The sequence below is a fragment of the Rhodococcus jostii NBRC 16295 genome, assembly GCF_001894825.1.
GTDB classification, from domain to species: domain Bacteria; phylum Actinomycetota; class Actinomycetes; order Mycobacteriales; family Mycobacteriaceae; genus Rhodococcus_F; species Rhodococcus_F jostii.
Genome location: NZ_BCWY01000080.1, coordinates 1 through 11,928, shown reverse-complemented (window position 1 = coordinate 11,928; position 11,928 = coordinate 1). Strand labels below are relative to the sequence as shown.

At 67.6% G+C, this 11,928-nt stretch carries 9 protein-coding genes; 3 read left to right on the top strand and 6 right to left on the bottom strand.

The features are described 5' to 3' along the window. Nucleotides 1-32: 32 nt before the first annotated feature. Both RJ1_RS34745 and RJ1_RS34740 read right to left on the bottom strand, forming a co-directional pair. The gene (locus tag RJ1_RS34745; RefSeq protein ID WP_073366980.1) at nucleotides 33-3,269 is read right to left on the bottom strand and encodes an arabinosyltransferase domain-containing protein; all 3,237 of its coding nucleotides are present in this window, start codon (nucleotides 3,267-3,269) and stop codon (nucleotides 33-35) included. A 107-nt stretch (nucleotides 3,270-3,376) separates the two neighbouring features. Beyond that, nucleotides 3,377-5,167 (bottom strand): glycosyl transferase, encoded by a 1,791-nt coding sequence (locus RJ1_RS34740; RefSeq protein ID WP_073366979.1) that lies wholly within the window; start codon nucleotides 5,165-5,167, stop codon nucleotides 3,377-3,379. Nucleotides 5,168-5,381: 214 nt separating this feature from the next. Between RJ1_RS34740 and RJ1_RS34735 the strand changes: the two genes are divergently transcribed. Next, nucleotides 5,382-6,083, top strand: coding sequence for an MspA family porin (locus RJ1_RS34735; RefSeq protein WP_073366978.1), 702 nt, complete (start codon nucleotides 5,382-5,384; stop codon nucleotides 6,081-6,083). Here RJ1_RS34735 and RJ1_RS34730 read toward each other — a convergent pair. The 4 genes from RJ1_RS34730 to dprE1 form a co-directional block, all read right to left on the bottom strand. Continuing rightward, nucleotides 6,080-6,355: a hypothetical protein gene (locus RJ1_RS34730; protein WP_073366977.1), complete on the bottom strand. Its 276-nt coding sequence runs from the start codon at nucleotides 6,353-6,355 to the stop codon at nucleotides 6,080-6,082. The genes RJ1_RS34735 and RJ1_RS34730 overlap by 4 nt on opposite strands. A 112-nt stretch (nucleotides 6,356-6,467) precedes the next feature. Continuing rightward, on the bottom strand, nucleotides 6,468-8,360 hold the full coding sequence (locus RJ1_RS34725; protein ID WP_174695058.1) for a galactan 5-O-arabinofuranosyltransferase: 1,893 nt from the start codon (nucleotides 8,358-8,360) through the stop codon (nucleotides 6,468-6,470). A gap of 11 nt (nucleotides 8,361-8,371) precedes the next feature. After that, a complete protein-coding gene (gene dprE2, locus RJ1_RS34720) occupies nucleotides 8,372-9,133 on the bottom strand; it encodes a decaprenylphospho-beta-D-erythro-pentofuranosid-2-ulose 2-reductase (protein ID WP_073366975.1) in 762 nt (253 codons plus the stop codon). Next, nucleotides 9,133-10,566: a decaprenylphosphoryl-beta-D-ribose oxidase gene (gene dprE1 / locus RJ1_RS34715; RefSeq protein WP_073366974.1), complete on the bottom strand. Its 1,434-nt coding sequence runs from the start codon at nucleotides 10,564-10,566 to the stop codon at nucleotides 9,133-9,135. The genes dprE2 and dprE1 overlap by 1 nt, the downstream gene beginning before the upstream one ends. A gap of 98 nt (nucleotides 10,567-10,664) precedes the next feature. Between dprE1 and RJ1_RS34710 the strand changes: the two genes are divergently transcribed. Next, nucleotides 10,665-11,141: a GtrA family protein gene (locus tag RJ1_RS34710; protein ID WP_073366973.1), complete on the top strand. Its 477-nt coding sequence runs from the start codon at nucleotides 10,665-10,667 to the stop codon at nucleotides 11,139-11,141. A 113-nt stretch (nucleotides 11,142-11,254) separates the two neighbouring features. Beyond that, the coding region (locus tag RJ1_RS34705) for a PIN domain-containing protein (protein WP_073366972.1) at nucleotides 11,255-11,928 on the top strand (674 nt) is incomplete at its 3' end.

The window sequence follows — 11,928 nt, the reverse complement described above, 5'->3', positions numbered from 1 at the left end:
ATATCCGTGGCTACCAGACGGTAGAGCCCTGCCTATTGGTAGCGCACCGGTCCGGCCGACCAGGTACCCGACCTGGTCACCTGTTCGGACTCCACGTGCGCCGGTGTCGCCGACTCGTCGAGCGGTGTGTACTGCTCGAGCGAGCCCCAGTCGCGGTCCCAGTCGTTCGACAGGTACGTGGCCAGGGTGCTCGCCGACAGGAGCTGGTCGGTCCAGCCCAGCGGCCCGCCGCCGAACTTGTCCTGCCAGGCGTTCGTGGACTCGGCGCCGATGCGGTCGGGCAGCACCCGCCACTCCGGGACCTCGGCGACGCCGTAGCGGTGGTCGAAGGGTCGCTGGCACGGGAACGCGAGCCCGACGGCCCAGTCGAGGAGCACCGGGTCGCTGGAGCCGACGACGGTCTGCAGCGTCTGCATCTTCGGCAGCCGGGGCGGCGTGACCGCCAGCCACTGGCCCGGGTCGGTGTCCGGGTCGTCCGCGACCAGCCGGACCGTGTTCGCCTCGGCGGGGAGCTGATCCAGCGGCACACGCAGGTTGCGCCACGACGGCGACGGCCCGATGTCGATCGGGTCGACGGTGCCGAGCGCGGTGACCGATCCGTCGGGACCGGTGACACCGTACTCGACCTTCAGTCTCTGACCGGGGGTGACGACGCCGTCGGCATCGACCGACCGGATGCGTCCGGCGGCCGAGAGGGTGAGGATCGGTGCGTCGTCGCTGCGCTCGGGCAGTCCGTACCAGCCGGTGGTGAGGGCGGCGGGTTTCTGCTCCCCGCCCGACTGGTAGCTGCCGAGAACCGGGGTGCGGGCGGGATCGAGGCCGAACGGCAGCGTCACGGTGCTGCCGTTGACGCCGGCGGTGGCCTCGGTGCCGCCGCCGGTGCCGGAGCTGGTGCCCGTCGTCGTCTCATCGGTCTCGGTGTCGACGGTGTTGGCGCCGCCGGTGGCGATCTTCTCGGAGTCGGCGGTGAGGTCGTCGGCGATGCCGTTGGGGGTGAAACCCTCCGCCGTGGTCGCGGCGAAGGCGCCGGCGCCGTTCGGGTCGGTGACGGGGGTGAGCGGCTGCAGCAGGGCCGCGGTCGGGTCGGTTTCGACGAGAACCTCGTCGGCGAGGGCGCACGTGCCGCCGGTCACCGACTCGATGTTGGCCTTCGCGATGGAGTACCCGGGGTACTGCGCGACGGCGCCCTTGAGCAGCGACAGCACCTCGAACAGGACGACGGCACCGGCCGCGACGGTCAGCGGAGACGGCGCGAGCATCCGGGCGCGCTTGCCGTTGGGTTTCGTGCCGTTCTCGTACGGTTCGCGGACGTGGTACCAGGCGGCGAGGAGCAGGGTGAGCACCGTGAGGCCCAGGAAGAGGGTGGAGAAGCCCTTGCCGGCGATCATCGGCGGCTTGTCCCACCAGGGGACGCCGTAGCTGGACACGTACCACCAGCCGTTGGAGCCGGTGAACGCCACCGCGAGGATGAACAGGACGCCCGCGGCGAACAGGGTGCGGTTGCGTTTGGACCGGATGCTCGCGGCCCCCACCCCGACCGCGGCGAGCACCGCCACCGAGCCCGCGAGGCCCGCGTACACACCGAAGTGGTGCGTCCACTTGGTGGGCGTGAACATCATCAGCAGCAGCGACGCGAACACGATGCCGAGGATGCGGCGGGACGGTCCGATCGCGGTCCCGGGCACCTTCCCCTTACGCAGGATCAGCATCACGCAGACCACCACACACAGCAGCATCACGAACACGCCGAATCGGCGGGCCAGCGAACCGTCCGGCGAGATCCCCATGAGCGAATCCCAGCGCAGCCGCTCGTCGAACCAGGCGACGTTGGGGCCGAGGGCGGTGCGCACCCGGGTCGATTCGAGCACCGTCGCCAGCGTCTGATCCGCGAAGACGGCCACCATCACCACGGTTCCCGCGGCGAGGATCGGCAGGATCTGGGACGCGAATCCGACCCGGTGGCCGCGCGCCATCACGATCTGCAGGATCGGCCGGGCACCCGCGATGAGGGCGGCGATACAGATCAGGCCCGACGGTCCGGCAGCGAGCGAGAACGCGGCGATGAGCACGGCGACCGCACCGGGCAGCAGTCGTCCGGTGGCGATGGCGCGCTCGATCGAACACCACGTGAGGAGGGCACCGAGCGCGATCACCGGTTCCGGGCGCAAACCGTTGTCGTACGGCAGCCAGAACGCCAGGAAGACCAGGCCGCCGGTCCAGAGGGCAGTTCTGTTGCGGCGCACGGCCACACCGAGCCGGGGGATGACCTCCCGGCTGATCACCATCCAGCAGAGGAGGGCCGCCAGCAGCGTCGGCAGCCGCATCCACATGCTCGCGGTGCTCACCTTCGCCAGCGCCGCGAGCAGTTCGTACGACCACCCGAACGGCGCCTCGGGGACGCCGAACCAGCGGAAGTAGTTGGCCATGTACCCGGAATGCTCCGAGACGCGGGCCATGCCGAGGAGGTAGCCGTCGTCGGAGGTGTTGGCGCCGACCACGTGCCACAGCAGCAGCGTCCCGATCACGACGGCGTCGACGCCGGTGAACTTCCACCAGTGCGCGGGCAGGAAGCGGCGGGCGCGTCGACCGTCGATGCCGTCGACCCGGTGCAGCGCGTACAGCGACGTCAGCGTCGCGAGGACGCACACGATCATCGCCAGCAGTTTGAGGAGGGTGGGGCTCGACGAGAACCGGGAGTCGGGGTGGACGTGCACGTTCAACCCCGCCGGCGCGGCACCCTCGAGGTCGGTGAACAGGCCGACCATCTGCGGGCGCTGATCGCCCTCGATGGAAGCGGTGACGGGTTCCGCGGTGCCCGTGACCTCGGCGGACGTCCGCTGGTAGTCGGAGGTGACGGTGAGTCCGGTGCAGCCCTGGAGGTCCGCGGCGGTCGCCGAGATCAGCGACATGCCGCGAATCGACACGTGGACCGTGCCGTCGGCGCCGGACCTGACGACGAGGCCGTTCTTCTCGAAGTCGGGTGCCCGGTTCGGGAGCGTCGAGACGACGGTGCCGCCGTCGGACCCGAGTTGGGCGAAGGCCGAGCAGGGGACGCTCACCTGCATGTCCAGCGGTGTGTACGAGACGAGCGGTGCCTCGACACTGTTCAGGGTGCCGCCCTGCGGCCAGTCGATCGACGCGGCATCCTGCTTCACCGGCAGGAACGGGGTGGCCAGCGCGAGAACGAAACCGATCAGACCGGTGACGATCGCGACGAGCCTGGAAGTGCGGATGCTGCGAAGGTCGGGCGGCGACGGCTGTGATGGCACAGGACGATGTTAGGCGATTGTGGCTCCGCCACCCGTGAGTACTTGTTAACCGCGGGCGGTTGACAAGTACTCACGGGGCCGAAGGCCATTGACGCGGTATATGTTTCCTACGTCAGCGCCCGCACATCCCACACCCACACGCCGTCGACGGACCTGGCGGGAGACCCGACGAGCTGACGGACCGTCTCGCGCAGCACGCGGTCGTTCTGGGTGTGCGGTAGCACCAGGACGTCGGCGTTCCAGAACTTCAGATCCGCCAGCGCCTGCGCCTTCGTCGCGTCGTCGATGGCGGGCACCTGTCCGGACGATTGGGCGGAGGCGAGGAGCAGGGCGGTGGGGCGGTCGTCGGGCCCGTACTTGCCCCGCTGTTCACTGCCGGCCGGCCCGACGAAATACCCACCGGCGATGGGGAATGCGAGATCCTGTTCGGTCTGCCACCGCAGCATCCGCGCGTTCTCCGGGGAGGGGAGCGGCACCGTGACGACCGAACCGTCGGTGACGTAGTCCCGCCACGTGCCGTCGGCGAAGAAGTTCGGCGCGGTGTCGCGCTGCACGACCGCGAGTGGCGTGGGGGCCAGCGGAAGCAGCGCCACGGCGAGCCAGCCCACCCACAGCAGGGTGGTGGTCCGCTGGCCTTCGCGAGCGGACGCCAGGGCGCGGTCGGTGCCCAGTGCGAGGAGCAGTGCGGCGGCGGGCAGACAGCCCATCGCGAACCGCGATTCGAGCACGGATTCGAGGAGGGGGAGGTGGGAAATCAGCTTCCACGGCAAGGGAATTCCGGTGTCCCAGCCACCGATGGTCAGTGACGTTCCGAGCGACAGGACACCCATCAGGGCGACCGTCGCGGCCGCGGCGCGAGCGAGGGGCATGCGCCACAACCACAGGGCCGACAGGCCGAGGAGGATCAGCAGGGGCCAGCCGAAGTACGCGTTCTCCTCGGTCGCGTTCATGCTGAACTCGGCGGACCCCGGTTCGCCGGCCAGCGAAGACGTGGGGAAACTCGTGAATGATTCGGTGTCGTTGCCGACCGGTCCGTGCTCGATCGCCCGGTAGCTGTCGGGTCCGAAGAACTGCCACCACAGGGGCACCGCGGCGATGGCCAGCGCGACTCCGCCCGCGACCGCGAACCCCTTGATGCTGCGCTTGGCCGCCGCGAACGCCGTCCGCGGGCGGGATGCCGCGAAGGCACAACCGAAGACCGCGAACGCCAATGCGTAGATCAGCAGGGGTTCTTCGCCGAGGAAGATCTGATAAGCGATCAGCAGACCCAGGACGATGCCGTCGCGCACTGGGCGCACGCCGCTGCCCAACCGGATCACGGCCAGTGCGATGAACGGCAGCAGGAACAATGCGACGAAATTGGGGTGCCCGTTGGTATGCGAGATCAGGGCGGGCGCGAAACCGCACAGGCCACCGCCGACGGCGGCCGCGAATCGTGACGACACCACGTGCCGGGAGAACACCCGGTACCAGGCAATTGCGGTGCCCGACAGGCCAAGTGTGAGTGCGAGTGTGAACGTGACGTTCGGCCCGAACAGCAGCGTGACGGGCGCCAGCGGGATGCTGATGCCGAACATCGCCGTGTTGCCCATCAGGTTGACGCCGAGCGGATAGTTCTGGAGGTCGCTGGACAGCGGATTCTCCAGGTGGACCAGCGATCGTGCGGCGACGGCGAAGAACCACTCCCACATCGTCTGGTCCTGGCCGCTACGGACCAGATAGCCGGTCCCGAGGTGTTTCCACTGGCGTGCCAACACGAATGCGGCCAGGCCGACGTAGAAGACGACCGCCGCGACGTCGGCCGGGTGCGGCCGGATGCGGGAGCGGAGAGGGCGAGCAGTGGTGCTGGTGCTCTCTGCCGGCCGAGTGGTCTCGACCTGGGTGAGTATCTCAGTCACGCAGCAGCGCCTCCGGTTCTCGGGTCGATGTCAATCGACCGAGGGTACCGGAGGTCGCTGAGAGGTTCCTGGGCTGCGATCCGCTGTTTGTTGCGTGCGTCACATCAAGTTGATTTGTGAACTTCTGATCAATACAGGGATATTGTCCTGCCCCACTGGTTACGCTCAGCATGCTTTTTCGTATCGGTTGCAGTGCACTCTGAATGGGGTCGGCATGACGGACATCAGCACATCTCGATTTGGGTACAAACGGTTTACACGCTCGGTGGCAGTCGCAGGCATCGCCGCGCTCGCCATGGTCATGGGAAATGGCACCGCGTCGGCCGGCGTGGACAATTCCAGCTCCGTGATCGATTCCAAGGGAAATCGCATCGAAGTCGTGCAGGGCGACACGGTGTATCAGACGGTACCGCCGCTGGACGGCGTACCCACCAGTGTGGAGTTCTTCCACAACGGCTACGCCGGGGTCGCCATCACCGGGCCGAATTCGGAGGAGTTCGAGGGCACTCAGCTCACCGTCGGTTATCAGATCGGCTATCCGGTCGCATTGGCCGGCGCGACGATCGTCCTGAACACGCCCGGACTCGGGTTCGCGATCGGCTCGAGCAACGGAATCGACCTGGGACTCGTCCCGGACTTCACGTTGGGCCTGAATGCAGGAACCAACGTCGAACTCGCCGGTGACATCATTCCGTCGCAGGAACTCGACATCGACCTGGAGCCCGGTGGAATCACCACTGTTCCGATCCTCGAGGGTCAGGAGTTCGACGGATCGGCCGCTGTGGTCAGGATGCAGGGAGTTCATGGCTCCATCTCCGGTGCTATCGGGCCGGTCACCATCCGTCCGTACGCAATGGCCGTGACGGAGAACGGTGACACCGTCATGACTTACGGTGTGCCGCAGAAGCTCAACTAGGCAGCCCGCCCGACAGGGTGCCTGACAGGGGTCGCCGGACTGATGTCCGGCGACCTTTGTCGACTGACATGGATGACGATGTCGCCCGCGATCCACACGGCGGCACCGAGCAACGCGATCACGAAAAGCGCCCAGTGCCCGACGTAGACACCGATGATCGCTCCGATCGTCACGGCGAGTCCGGCATGCACGACCCCCTCACCGTCGGCGGTGCCGAGAAGATGGTCTTCGGCACCGCCACCGGCACGTCGAGGCTCCACAACATCCGGCATGACCGCTCCTCGCGACGAACCGACAATTCCCCTCGGGGGGCGGAAAATGCCCGCCTCCCTGATTGGGTGCGGAGTTCCCGCGAGCAGGGCGAAGTAAACGCGAACAGACCGATCAGTTTCTTGTGACGACGACGAACGGTCCGGTCTCCGACACCGTGAATCGCGGGTCGTCGAACAGTTCCTTCGGGAACGTGACGGTGTAGCGGCGGACGTTGGGATCGTTGGGATACACGTCCTCGGCGAGGCGCAGCGTGTACCCGTCGGGACCCTGACGGAACACGAACGCGTCGGGTGCCCGCCACTCCGCGGAGTCGAGTGCGGCCACCAGTTGGTCGGGGGTGTCGAGTTCGCTCCAGTCGGCGATGGTCTGCGCGCGTCCGGCGAAGTCTGCCAGGGGATTCGAGTAATGCGACGTCAGCGCCTGGAACCCGAGGTAGGGGTAGAAGCTGAGGAAGCTGGTGTCGGCGGTCAGGACGACGGTGTCGTCGCGGTCGCGGGGGACCTGCGCCTGGATCAGCTCGTCGACTGCCGCGTAGTGGGCGGCGGCGCCGGGTGGACGCTGGTCGGCGCGTTCGCCGTTGCCGTCGGTATCGGTGTACGCGACGGCGATGTCGGAGTCGAGGAACTTCGGGATGTTCTGGACGAAGGACAGTGCGCCCAGCGCGCCGATCACGACGACCGCCCACTTCACGCGCGGGTTGTCGCTGGTCGCGAGGATGAGCCATCCTGCGAATTCGACGAATCCGAAGACGCCCGCCGCGCCGAGCAGGACGATCAGCACGGGCTCGAGCCGGAACGAGAGAAGGGTGCTGCCGAGTACGGTGACCGCCATCGACAGCAGCGACCACAGGTAGATGGCGACCACCCCGACGCCGAGTGCCTGGGCTCGCCGCGAAGAAGACGCGCGGGCCACGAGCCAGATAGTGCCGAGCAGGCACAGTGCGCCGGTGAGGGAGAAGTGGATCATCGGCAGCGGCAGATGCGCTCCCGCCTCGGGCAGATAGTGCAGCGCGGTTCCCGAGGCCGCCGGTGAACCCCCCACGACCTTCAGCAGATACGGCAGCCAGACGGTGAGTGCGAGGAGTCCGGATACTGCGGCGATCACGATCAGCCGGACCAGCGGGTCGATCGCTGCGCGCCAGGACTTCTGCGCACGGATCCGCAGGGCTGCCGCAAGCACCGCGAGCAGCGTGATCGCAAAGGCGGCGAGTCCGAGGTACAGCGTGTAGAACGTGGCGGCGAGTCCCAGGAACAGCCCGGTGCCGATCACCGCGCCCCACCCTCCGCGTCCGTCCACCCGATTGAGGCCGCCCCAGGCGAGGACGAGTGCGGGGCCGATCAGGAGGGTGATGACGGCGCCGTACGGCTCGGGTGATCCGTAGGCCAGGACGAGTGCCGCGGTCGCGAGGGACACGACGATCGCCAGGTCGTGGCGGATCAGGTTGCTCCACAGCACGAGTGCGACGACGGCCGCGACAGCGAGTGATCCGATGGCGTACGGCTTGAACGCTTCCCAGCCGGCCGTGCCGAGGAGGTTTGCGACGCGCCCGCCCAACCAGAACCAGCCGGCGGGGTAGTAGGGCGGCAGGTCGGCGTACGTCATGTCGCGCAGCGTCGCCGAGTCGGTGAGCCGCGTGAGGTATTCGGTGCGGAACTCCTGGTCGACGGACACGCCGTGCAGGTAGAGCTTGGTCGCGGCGAGAGGCAGTCCCAGGGTCACGGTCACGAACCCGGACAGACTCGCCCACGACAGCAGCCGGGCGAACCGCGGAGCCCGGTGCAGTCGCACGAGCACCACGGACACCGCGATACCGGCGATGGCCACCACCTGGCCGACGGTGGTGACGGCCTGGGTCACGTTGGACGAGTTGAACGCCGGCCACTGCACGCGCGCGAACGCGAACAGTCCGACCGCCGCGACCACTGCGGCCACGACGGCCCCCAGCAGCATTTCGACAGCTGTCGACAGGGACCGTCGGGCCGGTGCTACGTCTGCTTCCGTCACGAGGGGGAAGCTTAGATGGGCAGCTTCTTGAAGATCGGTCGCGGGATGTGCCGCAGAATCATCATCACGTACCGGAATGCGCCGGGCGCCCAGACGAGATCCTTGCCCTTCTCCGCGGACGCGACGGCGAGCTTGGCCACGTCTTCCTTGTTCACGGTGAGCGGGGCTTCCTTCACGTCCGCGGACATGCGGGTGCGGACCTGGCCGGGACGGATGACGAGGACGCGCGGACCGAACTCGCGAAGCGCCTCACCGAGACCGAGGTAGAACCCGTCGAGGCCGGCCTTGGTGGAGCCGTACACGAAGTTGGAGCGGCGCACGCGCTCACCGGCGGCGGACGACATGGCGATGATCTGGCCGAAGCCCTGCGCCTTCATCTTCTCACCGACCAGGACGCCGACCGAGACGGCCGCGGTGTAGTTGACCTCGGCGATCTGCACGGCCTTGCGCTGGTTCTGCCACAGTTCTTCGGCGTCGCCGAGCAGGCCGAACGCGACGATGGCGACGTCGACGTCACTCTTCGCCCACGCTTGGTCGATGACCTTCGGGTGGGTTTCGGTGTCGACGGCGTCGAAGTCGATGACGTCGACGGCATTGGCGCCCGCGGCCTTCAGCTGGGCCACCGCGGCGTCGCGACCGGGGTCGCCGGGCAGCGCGGCCAGGATCACCCGCATCGGCGCCTTCTTCAGGTACTCCTCGCAGATGGCGAGACCGATCTCGGAGGTGCCACCGAGCAGCAGGAGAGTCTGGGGGTTCCCGACAGCGTTGATCACTAGAGTTCCAACCTTCTGGACATATCGGAGGCGAAGACATTGGTGGGGTCGTACTTGCGGCGGGTGGCGATCCACTCGTCGATCCGCGGGTACATGGCGTGGAACGTCTCGGCGGTGGTCCGCGAGTCCTTGGCCGTGTAGAGGCGGCCGCCGAACTTCAGCACGCGCTGATCGAGTTCGGTGACGAACTCGTTGAGGCCGGCCTTGATCGGGAAGTCGACGCACACGTTCCAGCCCGGGATCGGGAAGCTCAGCGGCGCCTGGTTGCCCTCGCCGAACAGCTTGAACACGTTGAGGAACGAGTAGTGCCCCGACTTCTGGATGTCGCGGATGATGGCCTTGAACTCGTCGACGGCGTTCGTCGGCACCACGAACTGGTACTGCAGGAAGCCGTTCGAGCCGTAGGCGCGGTTCCACTCCCCGAACATGTCGAGCGGGTGGTAGAACTGCGTCAAGTTCTGGACCTTGTCGCGGTAGGTGCCGGACTTCCGGTACCAGAGTTCGCCGATCGGTCCGAACGTGTACTTGTTGGCCAGGCCGTTCGGGAAGACGTCCGGGAACGTCAGCAGCTGCGGCGCGTCGAACGCGAGCGGGTTCTTCTGCAGCTTGGCCGGCAACTGGTCGAGCTTGGCCAGCGATCCACGGGAAATCGCGGCGCGACCCAGCTTCGGCGGCGCCGCGATGGCGTCGAACCAGGCGCTGGAGTACTCGTAATTCGCCTCGGAACCGTCGCTGTGGAAGGCGATCGTCTCGTCGAGGCTGCCCGTGACGTCGCCGTCGGCGATGAAGTACGCCGTCTCGGTGGGCGTCATCTCGATGGTGGCCTTGAGGATGATGCCCGTCAGGCCCATGCCGCCGATCGTCGCCCAGAACAGTGCGCCCTTGGGGTCGTTGCGGCCGCCCTTCGGCGTCAGCGTCCGCACCTTGCCGTCGGCGGTCAGCAGGTCCAGCGACACCACGTGGTTGCCGAAGCTGCCGGCGCTGTGATGGTTCTTGCCGTGGATGTCGGAGCCGATGGCGCCGCCGATGGTGACCTGCCGGGTGCCCGGCAACACCGGGACCCACAGGCCGAACGGCAGGGCCGCCTTCATCAGCTGGTCCAGGTTGACGCCGGCGTCGACCTCCACGAGGTGGGTGTCGCGGTCGATGCGGTGGATCCGGTTCAGCGCATTCATGTCGATGACCAGGCCACCGGCGTTCTGCGCCGGGTCGCCGTAGGAGCGGCCGAGGCCGCGGGCGATCACCCCACGCTGCAGGTGAGCGGGCTTCGACTCGTTCTGCTCCGCGACCTGGGCAACCGCTCGCGCGATCACTTCCACGTCGGGAGTGGACAGCACCTGCGCGGTGGTGGGCGCGGTGCGTCCCCAGCCGGTGAGGGTGCGGGTCTGTGTGGGGAGCGCCTGGGTGGGCGTCTCTTCTGCTGTCGTGGACATCGAGGTAGAGGGTACCCGGACGCCGGCCCTGCGGGCCCGTGCGTACTTATCCACCGCGGGCGGTTAACAAGTACTCACGGGGCGCTAGCCTCGTCGTCGTGTCAGAAACCCAGCCGAGTCACGAGCACGAACCTCACGTTCCGCTCCCCGTCGAGATCCCTGTCACCGAGAACATCGCGGACGACGCACTGGACCTGAAGACGCAGATCGTCCGTTTCGTCCTGACCGGCGGACTGTCGGCGATCGTCGACTTCGGCCTGTACTTCCTGCTGTTCCAGGTGGTCGGGCTCCCCGTGAACGTGGCGAAGTCGATCAGTTTCATCGCGGGCACCACCACCGCGTACCTGATCAACCGCCGGTGGACGTTCAAGGCCGAACCGAGCCGGGCCCGCTTCGTGGCCGTCGTGATCCTCTACGCGGTCACGTTCGCCGTCCAGGTGGGCCTCAACTGGGTGATGTACCACGCATTCCCCGACGAATGGTGGCGTCTGCCGCTCGCGTTCGTCATCGCACAGGGCACGGCGACGGTCATCAATTTCGTCGTGCAGCGCGCGGTGATCTTCAAGATCCACTAGGGCAACCGCCGGGCAACGCCCCTACCGGTGGTGCGATGCCGCCGATCGGGGTGTTTCGGTAACGACTCAGCAACTTCTCTGGCGCGGTTGTCGCGTTCGGTGAGAATCGATCAATGCTGATTGTTCTCGACACCTCGGCCGTCACACGGGACGCGCGCTTCGAGACGTTCGTCCGCGGCGCCCTCGACCGGGGCAGCCGAGTGCTCGTGCCCCGACTCGTCCTCGTCGAGGTCGCGCACCGGTACCAACGGGAGTCGGTCGCGATGATCGAGGCCCTCACCGTCCAGGCGCGCATGTACGACCGGCTCGGGCTCCGCGACGACCTGTCGGTGTTCGTGGACGCCGCACGGGCCAAGGCCGACGGGTACGTCGACTCGCTCGCCCGGCAGCTGGAGGCGATGGGTTGTGACGTGATCGAGCCGGCGCACGCCTCGCACCTCGAGATCGCCGGGCGCGAATTGCAGCGTCGTCGCCCGTATGTGGACAGGAAGCGGCACGGCTACACGGCCACCGTGAACTGGCTGACCGTGCTGGACATCGCCGACCGCCGCCCGTCCGAGGAGGTGGTGTGGGTCAGCGCGAACTCACGGGCGTTCGGCAGGGGCGAGCCCTCGACCTGGCACGACGAGATCTGGGACGAGCTGCAGGAGCGTGGGCTGGACCATCGGGTGCGGTGGGTGACTGACCTCGACGACGTGGACCTCCGGGATTCGGACGCACCCCGCCGCGATCGGATCGTCCGGCCCGTCGTCGCGCGGCCGGTGGCCGCCGTCCCGGCGCCCCTGCC